Source organism: Acinetobacter lwoffii, assembly GCF_015602705.1.
Taxonomy (GTDB): domain Bacteria; phylum Pseudomonadota; class Gammaproteobacteria; order Pseudomonadales; family Moraxellaceae; genus Acinetobacter; species Acinetobacter lwoffii_E.
Genome location: NZ_CP059081.1, coordinates 2657106 through 2678509 on the forward strand (window position 1 = coordinate 2657106; position 21404 = coordinate 2678509).

The 21404-nt window shown below is 43.8% G+C and carries 20 protein-coding genes and 3 tRNA genes; 15 read left to right on the plus strand and 8 right to left on the minus strand.

The window, feature by feature from the left end:
* Position 1 precedes the first annotated feature (1 nt).
* From H0S56_RS12660 to H0S56_RS12675, 4 genes are all read left to right on the plus strand, one after another.
* Positions 2-1843, plus strand: coding sequence for a long-chain-acyl-CoA synthetase (locus tag H0S56_RS12660; RefSeq protein WP_195725211.1), 1842 nt, complete (start codon positions 2-4; stop codon positions 1841-1843).
* Between the two features lie 195 nt (positions 1844-2038).
* A tRNA-Lys gene (locus tag H0S56_RS12665) sits at positions 2039-2114 on the plus strand.
* 19 nt (positions 2115-2133) lie between these two features.
* Positions 2134-2209, plus strand: a tRNA-Lys gene (locus H0S56_RS12670).
* Between the two features lie 75 nt (positions 2210-2284).
* Positions 2285-2360 (plus strand) — tRNA-Lys (locus H0S56_RS12675).
* Between the two features lie 182 nt (positions 2361-2542).
* Here the strand turns inward: H0S56_RS12675 and H0S56_RS12680 are convergent.
* Entirely contained in the window at positions 2543-3232 is a 690-nt protein-coding gene (locus H0S56_RS12680; protein WP_195725212.1) for a hypothetical protein, read from the minus strand.
* Between the two features lie 243 nt (positions 3233-3475).
* Between H0S56_RS12680 and H0S56_RS12685 the strand changes: the two genes are divergently transcribed.
* The 3 genes from H0S56_RS12685 (at position 3476) to H0S56_RS12695 (ending at position 6262) form a co-directional block, all read left to right on the plus strand.
* Positions 3476-3751, plus strand: coding sequence for a PspC domain-containing protein (locus H0S56_RS12685; RefSeq protein WP_004278536.1), 276 nt, complete (start codon positions 3476-3478; stop codon positions 3749-3751).
* Between the two features lie 230 nt (positions 3752-3981).
* Positions 3982-4767 (plus strand): sulfite exporter TauE/SafE family protein, encoded by a 786-nt coding sequence (locus H0S56_RS12690; RefSeq protein ID WP_195725213.1) that lies wholly within the window; start codon positions 3982-3984, stop codon positions 4765-4767.
* A gap of 82 nt (positions 4768-4849) precedes the next feature.
* On the plus strand, positions 4850-6262 hold the full coding sequence (locus H0S56_RS12695; protein WP_195725214.1) for an SLC13 family permease: 1413 nt from the start codon (positions 4850-4852) through the stop codon (positions 6260-6262).
* Between the two features lie 451 nt (positions 6263-6713).
* Here the strand turns inward: H0S56_RS12695 and H0S56_RS12700 are convergent, their stop codons facing one another.
* Together H0S56_RS12700 and H0S56_RS12705 are read right to left on the minus strand one after the other, a co-directional pair.
* Entirely contained in the window at positions 6714-7823 is a 1110-nt protein-coding gene (locus H0S56_RS12700) for an HPP family protein (protein ID WP_195725215.1), read from the minus strand.
* A 244-nt stretch (positions 7824-8067) separates the two neighbouring features.
* Positions 8068-8874 (minus strand): transglutaminase-like domain-containing protein, encoded by an 807-nt coding sequence (locus H0S56_RS12705; protein ID WP_195725216.1) that lies wholly within the window; start codon positions 8872-8874, stop codon positions 8068-8070.
* Positions 8875-9187: 313 nt separating this feature from the next.
* Between H0S56_RS12705 and glyQ the strand changes: the two genes are divergently transcribed.
* From glyQ to H0S56_RS12730, 5 genes are all read left to right on the plus strand, one after another.
* Positions 9188-10171 (plus strand): glycine--tRNA ligase subunit alpha, encoded by a 984-nt coding sequence (glyQ, locus tag H0S56_RS12710; protein ID WP_004278542.1) that lies wholly within the window; start codon positions 9188-9190, stop codon positions 10169-10171.
* On the plus strand, positions 10171-12240 hold the full coding sequence (gene glyS / locus H0S56_RS12715) for a glycine--tRNA ligase subunit beta (protein ID WP_195725217.1): 2070 nt from the start codon (positions 10171-10173) through the stop codon (positions 12238-12240). Before glyQ ends, glyS begins: the two co-directional genes overlap by 1 nt.
* 166 nt (positions 12241-12406) lie before the next feature.
* Positions 12407-13618 carry a hypothetical protein gene (locus tag H0S56_RS12720; RefSeq protein ID WP_086044172.1) on the plus strand — a complete coding sequence of 404 codons (1212 nt, stop codon included), beginning with the start codon at positions 12407-12409 and terminating at the stop codon, positions 13616-13618.
* A 105-nt stretch (positions 13619-13723) separates the two neighbouring features.
* Positions 13724-14113 (plus strand): hypothetical protein, encoded by a 390-nt coding sequence (locus tag H0S56_RS12725; protein ID WP_004278545.1) that lies wholly within the window; start codon positions 13724-13726, stop codon positions 14111-14113.
* Positions 14114-14342: 229 nt separating this feature from the next.
* Positions 14343-14816, plus strand: coding sequence for a hypothetical protein (locus tag H0S56_RS12730; protein ID WP_004729377.1), 474 nt, complete (start codon positions 14343-14345; stop codon positions 14814-14816).
* Between the two features lie 65 nt (positions 14817-14881).
* Here the strand turns inward: H0S56_RS12730 and H0S56_RS12735 are convergent, their stop codons facing one another.
* The 3 genes from H0S56_RS12735 to H0S56_RS12745 form a co-directional block, all read right to left on the minus strand.
* On the minus strand, positions 14882-15838 hold the full coding sequence (locus tag H0S56_RS12735) for a 2-hydroxyacid dehydrogenase (RefSeq protein WP_195725218.1): 957 nt from the start codon (positions 15836-15838) through the stop codon (positions 14882-14884).
* Positions 15839-15927: 89 nt separating this feature from the next.
* Complete coding sequence (locus H0S56_RS12740; protein WP_081400832.1) at positions 15928-16125, minus strand: hypothetical protein; 198 nt, start codon at positions 16123-16125, stop codon at positions 15928-15930.
* A 125-nt stretch (positions 16126-16250) separates the two neighbouring features.
* Complete coding sequence (locus tag H0S56_RS12745) at positions 16251-17522, minus strand: hypothetical protein (RefSeq protein ID WP_195726090.1); 1272 nt, start codon at positions 17520-17522, stop codon at positions 16251-16253.
* Positions 17523-17635: 113 nt separating this feature from the next.
* Between H0S56_RS12745 and H0S56_RS12750 the strand changes: the two genes are divergently transcribed.
* Both H0S56_RS12750 and H0S56_RS12755 read left to right on the plus strand, forming a co-directional pair.
* Positions 17636-18412, plus strand: coding sequence for a class I SAM-dependent methyltransferase (locus H0S56_RS12750; RefSeq protein WP_005102950.1), 777 nt, complete (start codon positions 17636-17638; stop codon positions 18410-18412).
* Positions 18413-18427: 15 nt separating this feature from the next.
* Positions 18428-19015 (plus strand): hypothetical protein, encoded by a 588-nt coding sequence (locus H0S56_RS12755; protein WP_004647351.1) that lies wholly within the window; start codon positions 18428-18430, stop codon positions 19013-19015.
* 136 nt (positions 19016-19151) lie between these two features.
* Here H0S56_RS12755 and H0S56_RS12760 read toward each other — a convergent pair whose 3' ends face one another.
* Positions 19152-20351: a TIGR03862 family flavoprotein gene (locus H0S56_RS12760; protein ID WP_195725219.1), complete on the minus strand. Its 1200-nt coding sequence runs from the start codon at positions 20349-20351 to the stop codon at positions 19152-19154.
* Between the two features lie 4 nt (positions 20352-20355).
* A complete protein-coding gene (locus H0S56_RS12765) occupies positions 20356-21000 on the minus strand; it encodes a class I SAM-dependent methyltransferase (RefSeq protein ID WP_195726091.1) in 645 nt (214 codons plus the stop codon).
* A gap of 85 nt (positions 21001-21085) precedes the next feature.
* Here H0S56_RS12765 and H0S56_RS12770 point away from each other — a divergent pair, with 85 nt between their 5' ends.
* Positions 21086-21259, plus strand: a complete 174-nt coding sequence (locus H0S56_RS12770) for a DNA gyrase inhibitor YacG (RefSeq protein ID WP_004278554.1) — start codon at positions 21086-21088, stop codon at positions 21257-21259.
* Positions 21260-21404 lie beyond the last annotated feature (145 nt).

The window sequence follows — 21404 nt, forward strand, 5'->3', positions numbered from 1 at the left end:
CATGACCCAAATGAAACCACACGATCTGATTGGGATTGCAGATGTCGCTGCCAAAATCCCGGCTTTCTTGACCAAAGTGCCCAATTTGCTCACTGGTCTAAGACAGGCATATTTACGTACTCCGAACACACCGGCCGGCTTGGGTCTGGCTTTTGAAAAAGCAACCAAGCGAAACCCGGAAGGCATTGCCTTGCGTTTTGAAGAGCAAAGCTATAGCTATATTGCTCTCAATGCCTGGGCCAACCAGATTGCCCATTTCTATCTGTCCTTGGGCGCCAAGAAAGGTGATGTTGTTGCTGTCATGGTCGAGAACCGTCCTGAACTGATTGCCAGCGTGATTGGTCTGGCTAAACTGGGTGTGACCACCGCTCTGGTCAATACCTCTCAAGTCGGCAAAGTGCTGACGCACAGTATCAATCTGGTCAAACCGATTGCCCTGATTGTCGGTGAAGAATGTCGTCATGCAGTCAACGAAATTCGTAATGACCTGAATATTAGCAGTGACCGCTTGCACTGGTTTGCAGATCAAAATACTCAAGCCGATCCGGGTCAGGCACCTGAAGGCTTTATCAACCTGGCTGAAAAAACCGATCTCTCCCCTAAGTTCAATCCATCGACCACCCATTCAGTGCAGGACAAAGACGGGCTGTTCTATATTTACACCTCGGGTACCACGGGCCTACCTAAAGCGGTGATCTTTACCAATGGCCGCTGGACGCTGGCTTATGGCACCTATGGGCATGTGCTGAATCTCAATAAAGATGATGTGATGTACTGTACCCTGCCGCTTTATCATGCCACAGGCATGGTGGTGTGCTGGTGCGGTGTCATTGCAGGGAGCAGCACCCTAGCCATTCGCCGTAAATTTTCGACCTCTTCTTTCTGGAAGGATGTGCAAAAATTTGATGCCTCTGCGATTGGTTATGTCGGTGAGCTGTGCCGCTATCTGATGGATGCTCCCCCATCTGAACTGGAAAAAGGCCACCGCGTGACCAAGATGATTGGGAATGGGATGCGCCCGAATATCTGGGATAAATTTAAATCCCGTTTTGGCATTCAGGAAGTGCTGGAACTGTATGCATCCAGTGAAGGCAATGTCGGCTTTAGTAATATTTTCAATTTTGACAACACCGTCGGTTTCTCACCAACACCCTATGCGATTATTGCCTTTGATAAAGATAAAAATGAGCCGGTACGAGATGCTAAAGGGCATTGCAAACGGGTGAAAAAAGGCGAAACCGGTTTATTAATTGGTAAAATCACCCGTCGTTCACCCTTTGATGGCTATACCGACCTGGAAAAAAACAAGTCAGTGATCATGCAGGATGTATTTACAACAGGTGATGCTTACTTCAATACCGGAGATCTGGTGCGCAATATCGGCTTCCGTCATGCGCAATTTGTCGATCGTCTGGGTGATACTTTCCGCTGGAAAGGTGAAAATGTTTCCACCACTGAAGTTGAAAACATGCTGACCGAGTATGACAAAATCGTTGAAGCGGTGGTGTATGGTGTAGAAATTCCCAATACCAATGGTCGTGCCGGCATGGCCGCGATTACCCTGAAGCCCGATGTAAAATTGGATGACACCGATTTAGCCGCCATGGCTGCTTGCTTTAAAAAATGCTTGCCGGCTTATGCGGTACCGGTATTTTTACGTATACAACAGCAGGTTGAAACTACAGGCACCTTTAAATACCAGAAAAATAAATTGAAAGAGCAAGCATTTGATCCGAGTAAAACCGATGAATGCCTGCTGGTGTTATTACCAGGTGCAACGGCATATTCCAAGCTCACCGCAGAGATTTTTGCCAATATCCAGGCCTATCAATATCGCTTCTAAGTACTGAAGTTGCCTATTTTTTGTTTAGATAAAGCATAATTGTTGTATTTATAATCAAACATGGGCAACTTTGTTATTTTTTGCTTGCGCTGAAATGAGATCTTGCTACAATACGCTCCATCAAACAAAGTGGTGCTTTAAGCTATTTAGCTTGACTTGCACTGCACATTCAAACCAAGTTTGAATGATGGTTCAGGGTCGTTAGCTCAGCTGGTAGAGCAGCGGACTTTTAATCCGTTGGTCCCGCGTTCGAATCGCGGACGACCCACCACTTATTTGATATTTTTGATGGGTCGTTAGCTCAGCTGGTAGAGCAGCGGACTTTTAATCCGTTGGTCCCGCGTTCGAATCGCGGACGACCCACCATCTTCCGAAAGGATCACGTAAAAGTACACCACACTCTTGCGTCATAAAAATGGTCATCATCATTTTTATTCCTCAGGGTCGTTAGCTCAGCTGGTAGAGCAGCGGACTTTTAATCCGTTGGTCCCGCGTTCGAATCGCGGACGACCCACCATTCTTTCCTTAGAATGTCTCCCTGATTTCCCTTATTATATTTTAATTAAATTGCGATGTTTTGGTCGTGTATTTCTGCGCCCAGATTTTAGGCTCACACGTTCCCACAACTTGCCTTTATTGTCTAATCTAAACAGTATTTGAATTAAGCTTTCTACCAGATCAGCCGATTTTTATCGGGTATTATTCTTGAATATGAAAGGACGTGTCTTTGACCAGTTCATAGGCTTTCGAAGGTGCCGGATAGCCGCGATCAAATAATTCCCGGTTGGTTTTTTCTTTTTCACTATAGATTTTTTCCAGATTCATGACTAAGTGATTTGAATCTTTAATCTTATAGTAAAAGCTCGCCCCTTCTTTACGATTCACTACTATATCGGTACGCTCAGGATTGATAAACCAGCGGTCTTTACGGTAGGTGATATTGTGAGCGGTGCTATTTTTGGTATTATCAATAAATACCTTCCCATACTGCAAAATGCTGCGATGCACCGTACCGTCCGGTAGTAAAGTCAAAATAAATTCTGCCTTACCTTCAGTACAGGGCGCAAAGCGGCCATCACAATCGATTTCAGTATGATAGCGGCCAATAAATGCTTTAGCATCCTCTGGCACAGTGCGAGGGTTTAAATCAGCTTCTACCGGAACAGTCGCCTGCCCTGCGACCTGAGTTAAGGATTTGGCGCTGACAGTCACTACATCGGCCTTCGTATTGGCAGTGGAAATTTTAACGTCCTCTTCTGAGGTCGCCTGACCTTCCTGTTCAGGTTTGACTTGCTGCTGATCACAAGCCTGCAAAATCACCATACTCCCCAACACCAGGCTACATTTAAAAAAACTGCTTAATGTACAACGTGATACATCCAATTTCATTTTTAACAAACCTAAATAGGAAACATGGCGAGCAAAAAGCACCCAGCAAAGCTGATGAACTTTACACAAGAGTTCAATAGAATTTTCACTATGTTAGTAGCTCTTAGATCTGGTTTTAATCTTTATTAACATTACTTAACGATTTTATTTGTAATCAGCACTTTAAAAAGTTTAAGTAAACTCCATTTCTTTAAGTATGGATCCATTTTAGGATTCAAACTTATTTTTAATCAGGAGATTTTAATGGCCAATGTTGGTTTATATCGCTCTAACCGCTCAAACATGATTGCAGGTGTAATGGGTGGTATTGCTGAACGTTTTGGTTGGAACGCAAATTTATTACGTCTGATTTTTGTGGTGATTTCAATCATGAGTGCCGCATTCCCGGGTATTTTGGTTTATCTGGTGTTGTGGTTAATCATGCCGAAAAAACAGTACAGAATTGATCATGACAGCGTTCATCAACCTCAGGGCTATCAAAATCCCGTGCGTACAGTAAATCAGGATAAACGCTATTAAGCCATACAGTCATTTTTAACAAGCGTTCTTAACCAGTTTCATCGCAGAGCTTCCTCTTTCACCCCGGTTAAATGGGATGAAATTTTGATGCCACGGTAATTTCCCCAAGTTATCGTGGCTTTTTTTGCCTATCTTTTTTGTTATTTCTTTGCTGTATTACAGCTTTTCACTTTCTTTCTTAGTTGAATTCACGATAAGTTCAAGATTCCAATTTTTGAAATGGATTTCACATGACTCAGGCAGAATGGATGATGCTGTGGCTCTGTGCCTTAGCAGCCTTGCTGCATGGTTTAAGCGGCTTTGGCTTTCCCATGATGAGTACGGCTGTTCTGTCCAGTGCATATCCGCTTAGTATCGCGGTTACGCTTGTCATTCTGCCCTGCCTGCTGCTGAATCTGATCATGCTGAATGCCGATCCTACGCATAGTCTGTTGAATAGCATTGGCTATTATATAAAACGCTATTGGCCACTAATGCTTAGTAGCCTGATCGGCAGTGTACTCGGGGTCAAACTGTTACTTTGGCTAAATGAGGCTTATTTAAAACTGTTATTAGGTCTAGTAATCATATTTTATGTCTTGGACCAATTACGGGCACGGCCTTTGCAAGTTAGTCCGCATATTTCCAGTATGCTCTGTTTTGGTTTACTGGCCGGCATTATTGGAGGGGCGACCAATGCCATGGCACCTTTTCTGATGATGTATCTGATGAGTTGCCAACTCTCTAAAACAGCTATTGTCATTATCAGTAATCTCAATTTCATTGCCGGCAAACTGATCCAGCTGGTTTTACTGTTTCCAATTCTGATCACACTGGAAACCCATCAACAGCATATTCTGATCGGGATAAGCTTATTCGCCCTTGCTGGTGTCTGGATTGGAGGCAAAATACGCCATCGTTTATCTCAGCAGCACTTCAAATGGATTGTCCTGGCTTTACTTCTGGGTTTGGGCTTGTATGCTCTCTGGCAAAGTGCTGGATTATTGCAACAATCTGGTTATAGTATCTTTAAATAGGATATTTTTTAAGCAAAACAAAATTACAAATTTAAAGCTAATATAAAAAATGATGTAAATAAAAATCTTGCAAGGAGAGCATATGACTCAGACCAACCTAGCTACCCCGACCAATGCCATGCCCAAAGGGCTGCTTAAAGGCTGGATTCTTATTTTTGTCGCAGCCATTGTAGCCTATGGCTTATATCTTTACCTGCCCTATGACCAGAATGCCAATAAAGGACTGGCACTTTTAGCCTTTATCGGTATTTTATGGCTGACTGAAGCCATTCATATCACGATTACAGCTTTACTCGTCCCTGTGATGGCAGTATTACTGGTCATGCCAATGGCCTCTGGTGAAGAACTGGTTCCGATTACCACGCAAGCCGCTTTGGCCACTTTTGCCGATCCTGTCATTTTCCTGTTTTTTGGTGGTTTTGCGCTGGCAACGGCGTTGCATATCCAGAAACTGGACCGGAAAATTGCCATGTGGATCATCTCCATGTCCAGAGGGCATCTGGGTATTTCTGTACTAGCGATTTTTGTGGTGACAGCGCTTCTGTCCATGTGGATTTCCAATACGGCGACTGCTGCCATGATGCTGCCTTTGGCTCTGGGTTTGCTTTCACATCTGGATGTCAGCAAGGATCGTAAAACTTTTGTCTTTATCCTGCTCGGCATTGCCTATTCGGCCAGTATTGGCGGACTGGGCACCATGGTCGGTTCCCCTCCGAATGCCATTGCCGCCAAGGCCCTCGGCTATGATTTTGCCGACTGGATGAAAATCGGCTTGCCGATGATGTTCATTATTCTTCCCGCCATGCTGGTCAGTTTATATCTGGTACTACGTCCAAAACTGAATCATAAAATACAATTTGCGACCGAAGATATTCCTTGGACCAGAACCCGTATAGCCACCATGATCCTCTTTCTTTGTACTGCAATTGCCTGGATTTTCAGTAAAAAATTCACTGAAATTTTTGGTATTTCCCAGCCGGATACCTGGATTGCAATTTCGGCTGCCTGTATGGTTGTGATTCTGGGTACCGCAAGCTGGAAACAGATTGCAGAAAATACTGATTGGGGGGTGTTATATCTATTTGGTGGTGGTCTGACCTTGAGTGCCATTCTAAAGGATTCAGGCAGTTCGCTGGTACTGGGTCAAACTCTGGCCAATGCCTTTGGTGATACCTCCCCGCTGATGATTATTTTTGTAGTCGCTACTTTTATTATCTTCCTGACTGAATTTACCAGTAATACCGCTTCGGCTGCCCTGCTAGTACCAGTATTTGCCGCAATTGCGGATCAGATGGGAATGCCCAAAGAAATTCTGGTGATTGTCATTGGCATTGGCGCCTCGTGTGCCTTTATGCTGCCGGTAGCGACTCCGCCAAATGCGATTGTCTTTGGAACCGGTCATATCCAGCAAAGCGAAATGATGAAAGTCGGTTTTGTACTGAATATCATGTGTATCTTTATTATTTCACTGTTTATTTACTGGTTCTTTATTTAATCATTAAAGTTTTTAAGCATTACACCACCCACAAAGCACACTCCGGTGTGCTTTGTCGTATTATTCGCCTATATTTTGAATTTTCTCCTCATCAAAAATTTGTATGCTTTTAAAAATGATAAAGATAAAGTCCCTATATTAAAAACAGCAAAAAGTGGCAAACACATAGTAGACAGGATGTTTCACTTAATCTCTCAACCGATCCAGAATTCCCCTTGGAAAATGACATTTAAACTCGCGCTTGCACCTCTGATCATAGCTGTAATTTTATTCCCTTATGCGCTATTTCATGAAGCCAGCTCTGGGATTTTCTCCATTTTCAAGAGCCTGTTTTCAGCGCTTTTTATTAGCTTTTTTGTCTGCCGATGGTACTATTTTTATAGCTTTCTCAGCTGGCAGGCCGACCAGATCTGATTAGGCATGGTCGTTTATATTCTATATTAATCCAGCTTTAAGCTTTCATTTTAAAATGATTCAGTTCCTGATTTAGTGCGGCAATCATATCTGCCCGGCTGATAATTCCCACCAATTGCTGCTCGCTCACCACCGGAATATAGTTGAAAGAACGCTCGACAAAATAAGGCACCAGATCCTGAATGGGTTGTAAAGGCTGCACTGTGATCACCTTACGGGTCATGATATGTTTAACCTGATGTTCCCAGCTACTGCGCACATCGGCAGCGCGCTTGAACCATTCCACCACCTGATACATTGCCAGTGTACCGACCAGTTGTTCATCGGCATTAACGACGGGCAGGCTCATCAGGTTCATCTGCTTGAACTTGTCCAATGCGTGCTGGATATCATCATTTTCATGCAGGGTTGCCACATCCTTCGTCATAATATCCTGGCAGCTAAATTCATGCACCGCACGCGCATTGGCCCGGTTTTGTGCCTCCAGAATAATTTTTTGCAGGTCATATTCACTGATGTCCAGCAGCTCAGTGCGCTGGTCCAGCACTTCCTGAATATCCTGCGGTTGAATGGTAACTTTCTGGGTCGGCGTCGGATCCTTGGAGCGGGTATTTAACTGGGCTTGCTGCGGATAATCCTTGCCAATCACCCGGTTAAAGACAATCGCAATCACCATCAGCAAAATTGAATTGAGCAGCACCGGATAAAATACAAAGGTATAACCGAGTTCATGCACCGGTTGGCCACCCAGCACGGCGGTAATGGCCACGGCGCCACTCGGTGGATGCAGGGAATCCGTGGTCATCATCAGGACAATCGCCAAGGCCACGGCTACACTAAAAGCCTCAGTCGGACTAGCTATGAATAAAGCGCAACTCACGCCAATCACCGCAGCAATGGTATTGCCAACCAGAATATTCCAGGGCTGTGCCAGAGGACTGGCCGGCACCGCAAACAGCAATACCGAGGATGCACCCATCGGTGCGATATACCAAGCTTCAAAATCCCCCAAAATCCATAAGCTCAACAAGGACGAAACTACCAAACCCAATAGTGCTCCAGCTCCGCAGAGCAAACGGTCTTTGAGTGGAAGGACTTTGAAATTCGGTTTTAAGGTATTGAGCCAGTCGAGATGGGAGTGAAACACAGTGCGCCTGATCTTATTGTTTATAGATTTTGGGCATTATAGAACCAAGCCCGATGAAAGGCATCTGTGTTTTACATCTTTTCACCATTCGCGAATACATGCTTTTTAAAACAATATTTCACTCAGGTTAAAACATTCATCCTGCTTTTTATAGAATGATCACGTCATCACCGATAGTCATTTGCATAGAAAAATCCTTTTTACCATGCTGCTTAAATCGTTGTTCAAAAATTTTTAAAACAACCTAATGGCTCATTTCAGGTTGAATCAGCGGCTGGATTTTTAACAGTTCGACCTGACCATAATAAGTTGAAAATGCCACATCTCCGGCATCGACTCCAGTGCCAATCCGAATAAGATTTTCGACCGGCGCCAGACGGGTCGGATCAAACTGTACCCATCCACCATCTAAATAGGCTTCAAAAATGGCATGAAAGTCAGGTAAAAACTTTTCAATTTCTACATAACCGACCACCATGCGTGCCGGAATTCCCAAGGCACGGCACAGCGCAATGCCTAAATGGGCAAAATCACGGCATACGCCTGCGCGATGCACCAGCACATCTGTGGCAGTGGTGAACTGGTCAGAACTCCCCGACACATAAAAAATATTGTTATAAATCCACTGTTCGATCGCTTTGACCCGCGTATAGCCCGGTGTCATCCAGCCAAATGAGCGTTTCGCCATTTCCAGTAATAAATCTGAATTGCAATAACGGCTGGCCAGCAAATAAGGCAAGACTTCATCGGGCAGCTCAGGAATGGCTACTTCTTTCAGACCTTGCTGAAGCTCAAGAGAGAGACTCGGTTGACGAACCACTGTCGCCGCATAATTCAGCTCAAAAGCGTCACAGGGTTCAACCTGTAGCCGAACATGACGATTTTGATGCTGCGCATCCTGAAATTCATGCCATGTCACAGGCAGGTTAAAGCTGAGTTGTTCTCCGAGAATCTTCTGATCGGAATGATGTGCCGCCTGAAGCATAAAAATAAATTCTGTCGGTTGCACGACCTTGTATTTTAAATGGCATTGAATTTGGTAAGTGGTCATGAAGTTCCTTATTTTTAAGCATTATTATATTGCGTGAATATTAAACTAATTTGAGGATCGCAATCGTATGAAATCCGTTGAACTTTATGATTCTCCGGTTAACAGCATGTCATACATCTGGTTTATTCCTGATTTTTAGATCGGCCCGTATCGACCAGCCAAGCTAAAAATGCAGTAAGACTCTAAATACCGCGTATCTTTATAAGCCTGTTTTATTTTTTTCAGAAAAGTATCCCCACATTAACCCTTTGCCACTCCCCTGCAAAGTCCTTATAATTGAGCACAATTTTTCTCTAATTTTAAGTGGATGACCATGAGTCGCGCCATATCGCATATTGATACCTTCCAAGGCTTAATTCTTGCCTTACAAACTTACTGGGCGGAGCAAGGCTGCGTCATTTTGCAACCTTATGATATGGAAATGGGTGCAGGGACATTCCACACTGCGACTTTCCTTCGTGCGCTGGGTCCTGAAACCTGGAATGCCGCTTATGTCCAACCATCACGTCGTCCGAAAGATGGCCGTTATGGTGAAAACCCGAACCGTTTGCAACATTATTACCAATTCCAGGTTGTGCTTAAGCCAAACCCGGACAACATCCAGCAGCTTTACCTAGACTCATTAAAAGCGATCGGTATTGATCCTTTAGTTCACGACATTCGTTTCGTAGAAGACAACTGGGAATCTCCAACACTGGGTGCTTGGGGCTTAGGTTGGGAAGTATGGCTCAACGGTATGGAAGTGACTCAGTTCACTTACTTCCAGCAAGTCGGTGGTGTTGAATGCTACCCAGTCACCGGCGAAATTACTTACGGCCTTGAGCGTCTTGCCATGTACTTGCAAGGTGTAGACTCAGTTTACGATCTGGTTTGGACCAAAGGTCAGTTCGGTACGGTGACTTATGGCGATGTGTTCCATCAAAATGAAGTGGAACAATCGACCTATAACTTCGAATATGCCAACGTTGAAAAAATGTTTGAATTGTTCGATTTCTACGAAGCTGAAGCAACACGTTTGATCGAAGCGAAACTTCCACTTCCTGCATATGAGCAAGTCGTGAAAGCATCACACAGCTTCAACTTATTGGATGCGCGTGGCGCGATTTCTGTGACTGAACGTCAGCGTTACATTTTACGTGTACGTACATTGGCACGTTCTATTGCGACCAGCTATGTAGCAGCACGTGCGGAACTTGGTTTCCCAATGGCTGAACCTGCATTACGTGATGAAGTGTTGGCACAATTAAAAGCGCAAGTTGAAGCAGAAGCGAAAGAAGCAAACAAGGAGAGCAAATAATGTCTAAACATACCGTTTTGTTCGAATTGGGTTGTGAAGAACTTCCACCAAAAAGCCTGAAAAAATTACGTGATGCACTACATGCAGAAACCGTTAAAGGCTTAAAAGATGCTGGCTTAGCGTTTGATTCGATCGAAGCTTATGCAGCACCGCGTCGTCTTGCACTTAAAATCGTCAATGTTGATGCTGCACAAGCAGACACACAAAAACGTTTTGACGGCCCTGCCAAACAGGCAGCCTTTGATGCTGAAGGCAACCCGACGAAAGCACTTGAAGGCTTTATGCGTGGTCAAGGCATCACGGTTGATCAAGTATCAACTTTCCAAGCAGGTAAAGTTGAAAAAGTATGCTATTTAAAAGATGTCAAAGGTCAAAGCCTTGACGTTTTATTGCCACAAATTTTACAAAATGCATTGGATAATCTTCCAATCGCAAAACGTATGCGTTCTGCGGCAAGCCGTACTGAATTCGTACGTCCTGTGAAATGGGTTGTGTTGTTGAAAGACAACGATGTGGTTGATGCAACAATTCAAGACCACAAAGCAGGTAACGTGACTTATGGCCACCGTTTCCATGCACCTGAAGCAATCACTTTAGCGCATGCAGACGAATACTTAGCGAAGTTAAAAGCGGCTTACGTTGTAGCGTCTTTTGAAGAGCGTCAAGCCATCATCGATCAACAAGTCAAAGCACTTGCTGATGAAGTGAATGCCATTGCAATTGTCCCTGCGGATCTTCGTGACGAAGTGACTGCACTCGTTGAATGGCCTGTTGCGCTTCGTGCAAGCTTCGAAGAACGCTTCCTTGCTGTTCCTCAAGAAGCATTGATCACCACGATGCAGGACAACCAGAAGTACTTCTGCTTAGTGAACGCTGACAATAAACTTCAACCTTACTTCATTACTGTGTCAAACATCGAGTCGAAAGACCCGACACAAATTATTGAAGGTAACGAGAAAGTGGTTCGTCCACGTTTGTCAGATGCTGAATTCTTCTTCTTACAAGATCAAAAGCAACCGCTTGCATCTCGTAAAGAGAAACTTGCAAACATGGTATTCCAAGCTGAATTGGGTACGCTTTGGAACAAGTCTGAACGTATTGCGAAATTGGCTGTAGCACTTGCGCCTATTACAGGTGCAAAAGCGGAAGATGCTGAAAAAGCGGCGCTTCTTGCAAAATGTGACTTAACTTCTGAGCTTGTGGGTGAATTCCCTGAACTTCAAGGTATTGCAGGTACTTACTACGCACGTCTTGAAGGTGAAAATGCGGAATTGGCTGAGTCTTTAGGTGAGCAATACTTACCTAAATTCGCAGGTGACGTTTTACCGAAAACCAAAACTGGTACAACCATTGCTCTTGCGGATCGTTTAGATACGCTCACAGGTATTTTCGGTATTGGTCAAGCGCCTACAGGTTCTAAAGACCCATTTGCACTACGTCGTTCTGCAATTGGTATTTTGCGTCTTGTGACTGAAAACGAGCTTGATGTTTCAATTGAAGATTTGATCAAACTTGCACTTGCTGCTTATGGCGATGTATTGAAAGATCACGACAAGACTTTGGCAGATGCTGTTGCATTCCTTGAAGGTCGTTACCGTGCGAAATACGAAGATCAAGGTGTTGCTGTTGATGTTATTCAAGCGGTTCAAGCCTTGTCACCAAAATCTCCGCTTGATTTTGACAAGCGTGTAAATGCGGTGAATCACTTCCGTGCATTGCCTGAAGCTGCTGCACTTGCTGCTGCCAACAAACGTGTTGCTAACATTCTTGCCAAAGAAGCTGCACCTGAAGGTGCTGTGGTTGAAGCAAACCTGGTTGAAGATGCTGAAAAAGCGTTATTCGCTGAACTTGCGAAAATCACGCCTGTGGTTGAGCCGTTATTTGCTGCCAAAGACTACACTGCTGCATTGTCTGCACTTGCCGCACTTCGTGCCCCAGTTGATGCGTTCTTTGACGGTGTAATGGTGATGGCTGATGATGCTGACTTGAAAGCAAACCGTTTACGTATGCTTGCTCAGCTTCGTGACTTATTTACCAAAGTTGCAGATATTGCTGTATTGCAGCACTAAGTCTTAAATTATTTTAATTTAAGCAAAACCCCGCTATAAGTTAGTGGGGTTTTTTAATTGATTTTTTAAGTGGATAACTCATAATTTTTAATCAACCCATAAAAAATACAAGATTTTTCTTGTCACTCTTGGCAGTTGTGACACATCTAAAAGCAGGAAATTAAGAATGTTAAATACATGCATTGAAGCAGTGGATTTACTATTAGATGCAATATATTCAACAGGTGAAAGACACCAACTACTATCTGAGTTCGGGATTCACGAACCTAATAGCCCTATTTGGTCTAATACAATTGGCACATCAATCTATATTAGAAATGAAAAAACGTATTTAAAAGCTGTTTTTTACATTAAACAAAATGGTGTCCCTTATCTATCAGAACTCCCAATATCAAAATTAAAAAGCCAAGTAACTCAATTCCTAATAGAAAATTTCTGGTACATCCGAGATGGTGAGTTTTCTCGTAATCCTAATTTATCTTACAAACTGCAAATCCCTTGTGATGCAAAATTGCAATTAGCTAAGGCACTATTGACTTCACCACTTTTTAAGGCAACTCAGAAAATTTTTCTATACCCATTTAATTCAATTCATACCGAAAGTAACTTACGGCTACAGAATTTTTTCATTGTAAATAGCTCTAACCTAAGTCTTGAAGATTTAAACATTTCTAGTAGCTACTCCCAACAATTTAATTTTAATTACTATCCTAGTCTTATTGACAATCAAATCAACCAAAAGAGAATATCAACATGGATTGGTATTTATGCTCCAACCGAGGAAATTTCTCAACGAATTTTATATGCCCTTCTCGGTGTAATTTCTTTATTTGAAGACTCAGAAAAAAGGTATTGCTTTAATGGCGAACCTAAAGATTCTGGATGCTCCTACTTTCCAGACGATTATCAATATACTTGTAAAGAGACAGTAGATTTACTACCAAGCTTATATTTCAAATTAAAAATTGGTAATGAACTGTCAATTCATTTAAACAATATCTCTAATTTTATGAGCTCTATAAATAATGAAAGCGAAAGATATATTTTAGCGTTAACCAATTTTTATAAAAGTTGGTTTGAGCAAGAAGCTGGCCAATATAGAACTCTTTGTACTTGTATTGAATCCTTGATTGAAGACACTAGAACTAAGAGTTCCCAAAAATTTAAAAATTTATGTCTCCAATATTCAAATAAATTTGATTCCAATCAACTTAGTCATTTGCTAAACATTAGAGGCTCTATTGTTCATGGAAAAGCCCCTCACCTATCTGATAGTTCATATTATGATTCTTACTTAGAAACCTATTTATCAGAACCTCTAACTGACCTTTTAAATATTGTCGAAATAGTTTTAAAAAGTCATATTTTTAGACAATAAAGAATCGAATATCGAGAACACTTTAGTCCTTCACTTTAATCCTATAGCCAATTTTCACCCAATTCCCTATACTCAAACTAACAACACTCAACAAGAAAGAATCATATGAAATTTAAAACACTCATTCTGACTGGTCTTGCGAGTATCGCAGTTACAGCTTGTACATCTGCACCCAAAATCCCACAGCTTCAGGTTGGCGTCTTACAGGAAGTCCAAAACCTCGAAGTGGTTCCAGCTACGACCAACAACAAGGCAAAACTGACCAAATTCCTCGACAAATGCGTGATTGAATTTACCGGCGATATTGGCAATAACCGTGTCATTGAACAATGGTCATTTAAAGGTATGACTCTAATCGATGCCGGCTCAGCGACTTTCCAGCGCGACGGTACTAGCACTGCACAAAAATTTGACCTGCACGATGCAGGCGTACAAAAGAACTTTGTCAGCTTACGCGAACATTTCGCCAAAGATGCCCTGACACAATGTGACTAAAAAAATCGCCTTGTTTCTAGTCTAAGAACAGGGCTTTTATTTTGCTAAAAATCAATTCGACACTTGGGCTAATTTCTACTGCCCTTTCTTTAAAAATTACAATATTTCGGCACAGATCCACCTGAAAGCTCTGCACTCTTCACAGGATATTCATTGTTTTTGGCCCATTATCCGTTACACTGAAAAACAAACTCAGACCGCACTTAGACGAATTCGAGGTCGATCCATAATGAATATCAAAACCCCAATTATTTTAACGACAGCTTTAATGCTTTCTGTTCCAGCATTCGCACAAACCACGACTCAGTCTGCTAAACCGGTTAAGCCTTATGGTGAAAATCCGAACCTGCTGCATGTCTTTGCTTATAAAGCACAGGAAGGCGTGATTAATACTGCTGAGAAAGTCGGTGAAGCAACGGAAAAAGGCATTGCCAAAATCAAGCCGGGGGTAGACCGGGCCTGGAGCAATACCAAATCTGCAACCTCTGATACACTGCAAAAAGTAGATCAGGGTGCAACTCAGGCAGCCCAACAAACCGGTCAGAAGATCCAGCAGACCAAAGAAGTCTGGCGTGGAAATTCACAACAGGCACCTATCGTGCAGCAGCCTTTAAGCCAATCGAGTGCGACGCAAAACCCAAATACACCACAGACTCAACCCCAGTCAGGATCAGCTACCAGTTATGCGGTAACCGATTTATAAAAAAAGCCCGTGATGGGCTTTTTTAATTTTTAGAAAATAAAACTATTACCTTGTATCGACGCGACCTATGAATTGACCTGTCGAATCGGCCGACCCTGTTTAAATGCTGCTACATTTTCGACCATTTGATCCACAATGCGTTGCCGTGCATCAACACTGCCCCAGGCATTATGCGGCGTCACAATCAGGTTTGGGATTGTTGCATCGAGTAGGACATTGCCTTCTTTCGGTGGCTCCACCGTTAAGACATCAGTCGCTGCACCAGCAATCTGACCCTCACGCAGCGCCTGCGCCAAGGCTGCTTCATCGACAATACCACCACGCGCACAGTTAATTAAAAATGCGCTTGGCTTCATCGCTTCGAGTTCAGCATGACTGATCAAATGTCGAGTGTCTTCAGTAAGTGGACAATGCAGACTGAGAAAATCAACTTGAGCAAGCAACTCGGTAAATGGTACACGGGATGCATCTGCTGGACGGTTTGGCAGCGCGGCAATGAGAACTTTCATGCCAAAAGCTTCAGCCAGTTTCGCCACCGCATGGCCCAGTTCACCATAACCGACAATGCCGAGGGTTTTTCCGGCCAGCTCGACAATTGGCGCATCCAGCAAACAGAACTGACTGGCTTTTTGCCATTCGCCTTGTTGTAGCGCACGTTGATAAGACAGAAATGAAGTGGCCAGATTGAGCATTAACATTAAAGTATGTTGCGCAACCGCAGAAGTACCATAGGCCTGACAGTTACAGACCACAATGCCGCGTGCTTTGGCCGCCGCAAGGTCGACATTATTGGTGCCGGTTGCAGAGATTAAAATGAGTTTGAGTTGAGGGCATTGCTGAATCGTAGCTGCATCGATCATCACCTTATTCGTAATGATAACATCGACATCAGCTACACGGGATGCAATCTCGGCAGCCGAGGTCGCCGGATACAAAACCAGTGGATCAAATGCTGCATGCAGTGCCTGAAAGTCTAAATCCTGCTGGTCTAAAGAAGCATAGTCTAAATAAACGGCTTTCATGGCTGTTCCCTCAATCCTGTTTGACAATTTATGTCTGTCATTTAAAACAAGTCATTGAGTCTTTTCAACCCGTTTCCAGCCTGATGCAATTAATCCAGCGGTTTATCCATATGATTACGTAGTGACTTGCGGATACGATACACCACATACACGGACAGAATAATCATAAAGATGATGGACGCACTGACCATGATCACTGCAGGATGCACAGTTTCTGCATGTGCCAGATTAGGTAGAATCAAACCGAAGATAAAACATACTTGCATCATCCGAGTCGCTTGCATCATAGAGATCCCCTTCTTCGTTTCAACCATCGGGAACGATATAATTGGTTTATTATTTATACCTCTTATCTCCATATTATGCCAAGCTCATCACAATTCAAGTAATTGTTTTTTATAAAAATTTTTAGTTAATTTATCTCGCTGTGCGTCACAAACTGCGTATTTTTGTCACTATCGTCGATAAAAGCAGCAGCCCCATACTCATTGGCACTCAGATTCAGCTGCTTATAGCTAAACATATAAAAATCGCTATAACGCTTCATTAAAATCGGGTGCATGCCCAGACTAAGCTCATCCTGTTCCTTGATCAGTTTCATGATGTGCCGGTCATTCATCACCACCAGATAACGTTCATCATTCAGGTTAATGCTTAATAAACCATTACCTTTGGCATAAATCGGAATCAGGAATTTATGGTTCAGGGCAATTGCACCTTCTGCATAACTTTCGATTTTATGGCTGATGACATTAAATACCAGACCATGCCCATACTGGTCTAACAGCAACTGACGATTTTCCTGCGGCAAATTCACATGAATGCCGAGCTTGAGCAGGTCATGCTGATCGACCTGTTTATTGCGCAAAAGTTCCCGCAAAATAACCTGTTTCTGGCTGGCATCAAAAAACTGGTTATCCAGTTGCAGATCATTATTTTTCAGAATGTGTCCCAAGGCCATGCGGTGCCGTGGCAAGACATTTTCGATCACCTTGCGGTAGTAGAACTTGCTGTTTTTCTTGACCCGACGCATTTTCTGGTAGAAATAACTTGGCTCATATTCATGCACCAAAAAGTCATAGAGCAATTCGGAACTAGCCAAAACTGCGATCGCATCATGTCCGGTAAAAGGCAAATGCAGCACATGATGATGCGGAATCAGCGCCTCTAATTTCAGATAATGGGCCCGATCTTCGGCACAGTAAGGATCATAGACAATAATATATTCGCAGGCGTTGTCGATATCTTCGACTGCAACCCGCATATTTGTATTCAGCTCTGGCTGATAGAACATGTTATAGCGGGCATCATGTACATCTTCCGGATCAATCGAATATTGCGGCACCATCGCCACCACCCGTTGCACGCCCAAGGCACGGGAATATTTGATCGCGGCATAGCCACCCATCGAACCGCCATACGCGATACGCTGCTGAAACGGCGCAATCAAATCTGCGATGGCTTGCAACATGTTCCACATGGAACCTTGCGGAAACCAGGATTTATGCTTGGGCATAATACCAAGCACATTAAACTCGAATTTCGCCAGTGACTTTTCTGCATTGATGTTGAGGCCCTTGGCACGGGTAATCAAATCGCCAAATGAAAAAATCAGTTCTGAAGAAGATCCCGGCATAAAAATCGCGCGTATATGTTCATCTTCAAAAACAATCTGCTTGTCCATAACTTTCCCATGCTGGTAAATCGAACCCTTCCACAACAATTCAGTCAATGAACGCTGTCAAAAAAGTGAATATGCTATTTTATATCGATCAAAAAGATTAAAAAGCGCAAAATATGACACAATCATTACATCCTGCAGCAAAACGGGGTTTTAGTGCGTCGGCTGAGCTCTATCAGCAAGTGCGTCCCGATTATCCGGCAGAAATCAGCCAGTGGCTGAGTGAAACGCTGGCTTTGCCTGCAGATGCGCATCTTTTGGATTTGGGCAGCGGCACCGGCAAGTTTATCCCCTATTTACGCCCGCTCAGTAAGCACATTATCGCGATTGATCCTGTCCCGGAAATGCTGGCTCAATTACAACAGGCGCATCCGGACATTCATACTCTTGAAGGCGTTAGCCATCAACTTCCCCTGCCTGATCATAGCCTGAATGCGGTATTTTGTGCACAGTCATTTCACTGGTTTGCCGATTCTGCTACCTTACAAGAATTAGATCGGGTACTCAAACCGCAGGGTTATCTGGTGTTAATTTGGAATCAGCGCGATACTCGGATCGACTGGGTTCAGGCCTTGGCCGATTGTATTGCCCCCTTGGAAGGCGATACGCCGCGCTATCATAGCGGCACCTGGCGCGAGGTCTTTGCACAGCAAACGCTATTTCAGCCCTATGCAGAAACCACAATGACCCAGCAACAGCATGGCAGTGTCGAGCAGGTGGTATCCAAGCGGCTGCTCTCGACTAGTTTTATTGCAGCCATGCCTGAACAGCAGCAGGCACAGTTAAAACAACAATTTGAACAGATCATCCAGCAATATACAGCCAAAAGCGCAGAGGAAATGATCGATTTTCCTTATGTCACCCATATCTATGTGTTCAAGAAAAGTAATTAAAAACAGGAGGCGATCATGCATAAAATACCAGGAATGACACGAACGCTGTTGTTCGCTGCGGCCATGCTGCTGATGGCATGTGACCAGAAAACGACCGAAACTCCGACTGAAGCGACAACAGATAATACGGCTTCAGATCAAGTCATGCAGGAACTGAAAACCGAGCCACTGAAAGACTTCCCTAAAACTGCCGATGATCCGCATGATATTGCTGCATTGACGGATTATGAACAGCGCTTTCAGGAAATGAGCAGCGACTTGGAAAAAGAATTAAACAGCATGCGCGATGATGAAAATATGACAGAAGAATTTGTCCAGCAACGTCAGCGTGATCATGTCCAGTCAGCATTGAATATGTTGAAGGCTTTAGAACTAAAAACCGAACAGGGCCGTTATATTCAGGGCTTGATGTATCAATACTGGGAACATCAGGATAAATTACTCAATACTCCCAAGACTCAAGCTACGCCCGTGAATGAAGCCAGTGAGAATGTAAAGGGTCTGGGGAAATATCTACACGCCCAAGAACAGCTGGAACGCTGGCGTTCGCAATATCCAGATCTCGCCAAGAAAGAACCCGCTTCCCGGCAAGTCAAGGAATAATCTAGGATGCGAGAATGGCACACAGCTTAGATCAAATACAAAAATAATCTAAGCTGAACTGGCAGCTTTAAAATAGCGTGGATGAGCAAGACCTATTCTGCTGAGCCTGAATCTCAGTATAAACACCAGAAATAATTTAATCTGCTGTCAGAAACTGATGCACACCCTCACCTGCCGCGCGACCTGTGGCAAAACAGGCAGTCAGCAAATAACCACCCGTCGGTGCATCCCAGTCCAGCATTTCTCCGCACAGAAATACATGCGGATTGGATTTTAATTGTAGCTGTTCTGATAACATTTCACGCTTGACACCACCTGCACAGCTAATCGCTTCTTCAATCGGGCGAAAACCTGCGAGTGGAAGGGTCAAATGTTTAATTTTTTTAGCTAATGCAGCAGCATCTTGCCATACCGCTTTGGCTACCAATTCTCGTACTAAGGCCGCCTTGGCACCGTCCAATCCGGCTTTACGCCAGAGATTAGTTAAAGATTGCTTCTTACTTGGCTGTAATTTTTGCGTAAGCTGTTCAGTGCTTTGATTTGGGAATAAGTCCAGATGCAGCTGCATCGGCTGTCCTTGTTTTAGTTGCTCGCGTAAGCCACGACCCTGCTTATAGATCAGGCCGCTTTCCAGACCATAATGACTAATCACGATATCGCCGATGGTCTTTTCACCTTGACCACCCCATGCCTCAACCCGCTTTAAAGGTTGACCAAAGACCGGTTGCATAAACCGAGACCACGGATATTCCACCCCGGCATTACTGGCTTGAAATGGCTCAATTTCGTCCGGCTTTAACCAAGCTTGCCATGCCCCATCGCTGCCCAACGCTGACCAAGACACTGCACCACAAGCCAGAATAATGGCATCAAAATATTCAGTGCGATGTTCATTATTTTTCAGATCATGCAGCTCAAGCTGTTGCTGCTGCAACTGGCTGACTTTATGCCGGTAATGAAACTGAACGCCATCACTGGCTAAACGTTTGAGCCAGGCACGCAGTAAGGGCGCGGCTTTCATCTCTGTGGGAAATACCCGGCCAGACGAACCGATATAAGGTTCAATACCGAGCTGTTTCATCCAGTCTTGAATCCAGAGCGCATCCCAGCGTTTGATCCAGGGAGACAACCACTCCACCTGATCATAACGTTGTACAAACTGTGGCACAGGCTCGGCATGGGAAATATTCAGACCGGTTTTGCCTGCCATCAGGAATTTACGCGCAGCAGACGGTTTTTGCTCATAAACATGCAGCTCATAATCAAACTGACTGAGCACTTCTGCTGCCATTAAGCCTGCGGGGCCTGCGCCCACAATAGCAATGCGTTTGCTCATCTGATTATTCCGAGACGGTGGCATTCTGCCCTTGCAAAGGCTGGAAATCATCAAAACGTGTCACATAAGTTTCAGGCTTGCTGATGATCAGTTGCTGGCATAGTTCACCGCGCTCCAGATATTTAATTTCAAAATGGGTACGCGCCGAATCTGCAGCAATCACTTCTTTGACAAAAGGTAGCTTCCAGAGCTCTTGCACCTGTATTTCTGCTTCTTCGATATAGGCAGGAATATTACTGGCCAAAGTAATCGTTCCACCGGTTTTCAGGCGGGAAAGCAGAAACTCAAAAAATGGCATATTGACCCAGCGCTGCGCCGGATTATGCGGTTCAGGATTCGGATATAAAATAAAAAATTGTTCTACCTGCTGCGGATACAGTGCATGCACGATCCACGGTAAAGCATCGGCATGAACGGTCTGTAAATTGTTCTGACCTTCAACAGCATGCTGTTTTTGCATCGCCAGAAATTTTTCCCGGGTACGTTCAATTGCAATCAGTTGAGTGTCTGGATTGTTCTTGCTGAATAACAAGGCATGTTTACCTTTACCCGCTCCCACTTCGACGCAGACCGGTTCAGGACTGATGCTTTGAAACTCACGGGGCGCATGCATACGCTGTGCTTGAAATTGACGAATCGGCATAATCAGATCAAACTAATAAAAACCGCATAAGTCTAACAAGTGCGGCTATATTTGCCTAATCGAACCTTTATTTTTCTTTGGAGTTATTGTCATGCCTACCACTTTAAACTGTCCGCGCTGTGGCAAGCTGACCACATGGGAAGATAATGAATTCCGTCCTTTTTGCTCAGAACGTTGCAAAATGATTGATCTGGGGGCTTGGGCCAATGAGGAATATAGTTTGCCTACCCAGGATGCACCACAAGCCGACAACAGCGAAGAATAAAATGTCTTACCTGTCGAGACTTATGTCCGAAAGTACAATCTTGTCGAAATTAAGTAAATAAATCATATGAATTTTATAAAATTACTTAGATAAAGCAACACGAATTAACATCTTTCATAAAGCCTTAGTATTATTATTCTACTCT

Bases quoted from the DNA above. Each gene is read 5' to 3' on its own strand.
- glyQ (WP_004278542.1), top strand. From the start codon at position 9,188: ATGAGTCGCGCCATATCGCATATTGATACCTTCCAAGGCTTAATTCTT.
- glyS (WP_195725217.1), top strand. From the start codon at position 10,171: ATGTCTAAACATACCGTTTTGTTCGAATTGGGTTGTGAAGAACTTCCA.
- H0S56_RS12705 (WP_195725216.1), bottom strand. From the start codon at position 8,874: ATGACCACTTACCAAATTCAATGCCATTTAAAATACAAGGTCGTGCAA.
- H0S56_RS12750 (WP_005102950.1), top strand. From the start codon at position 17,636: ATGACACAATCATTACATCCTGCAGCAAAACGGGGTTTTAGTGCGTCG.
- H0S56_RS12690 (WP_195725213.1), top strand. From the start codon at position 3,982: ATGACTCAGGCAGAATGGATGATGCTGTGGCTCTGTGCCTTAGCAGCC.
- H0S56_RS12770 (WP_004278554.1), top strand. From the start codon at position 21,086: ATGCCTACCACTTTAAACTGTCCGCGCTGTGGCAAGCTGACCACATGG.
- H0S56_RS12720 (WP_086044172.1), top strand. From the start codon at position 12,407: ATGTTAAATACATGCATTGAAGCAGTGGATTTACTATTAGATGCAATA.
- H0S56_RS12755 (WP_004647351.1), top strand. From the start codon at position 18,428: ATGCATAAAATACCAGGAATGACACGAACGCTGTTGTTCGCTGCGGCC.
- H0S56_RS12760 (WP_195725219.1), bottom strand. From the start codon at position 20,351: ATGAGCAAACGCATTGCTATTGTGGGCGCAGGCCCCGCAGGCTTAATG.
- H0S56_RS12660 (WP_195725211.1), top strand. From the start codon at position 2: ATGACCCAAATGAAACCACACGATCTGATTGGGATTGCAGATGTCGCT.
- H0S56_RS12745 (WP_195726090.1), bottom strand. From the start codon at position 17,522: ATGGACAAGCAGATTGTTTTTGAAGATGAACATATACGCGCGATTTTT.
- H0S56_RS12685 (WP_004278536.1), top strand. From the start codon at position 3,476: ATGGCCAATGTTGGTTTATATCGCTCTAACCGCTCAAACATGATTGCA.
- H0S56_RS12740 (WP_081400832.1), bottom strand. From the start codon at position 16,125: ATGATGCAAGCGACTCGGATGATGCAAGTATGTTTTATCTTCGGTTTG.
- H0S56_RS12735 (WP_195725218.1), bottom strand. From the start codon at position 15,838: ATGAAAGCCGTTTATTTAGACTATGCTTCTTTAGACCAGCAGGATTTA.
- H0S56_RS12725 (WP_004278545.1), top strand. From the start codon at position 13,724: ATGAAATTTAAAACACTCATTCTGACTGGTCTTGCGAGTATCGCAGTT.
- H0S56_RS12680 (WP_195725212.1), bottom strand. From the start codon at position 3,232: ATGAAATTGGATGTATCACGTTGTACATTAAGCAGTTTTTTTAAATGT.
- H0S56_RS12730 (WP_004729377.1), top strand. From the start codon at position 14,343: ATGAATATCAAAACCCCAATTATTTTAACGACAGCTTTAATGCTTTCT.
- H0S56_RS12695 (WP_195725214.1), top strand. From the start codon at position 4,850: ATGACTCAGACCAACCTAGCTACCCCGACCAATGCCATGCCCAAAGGG.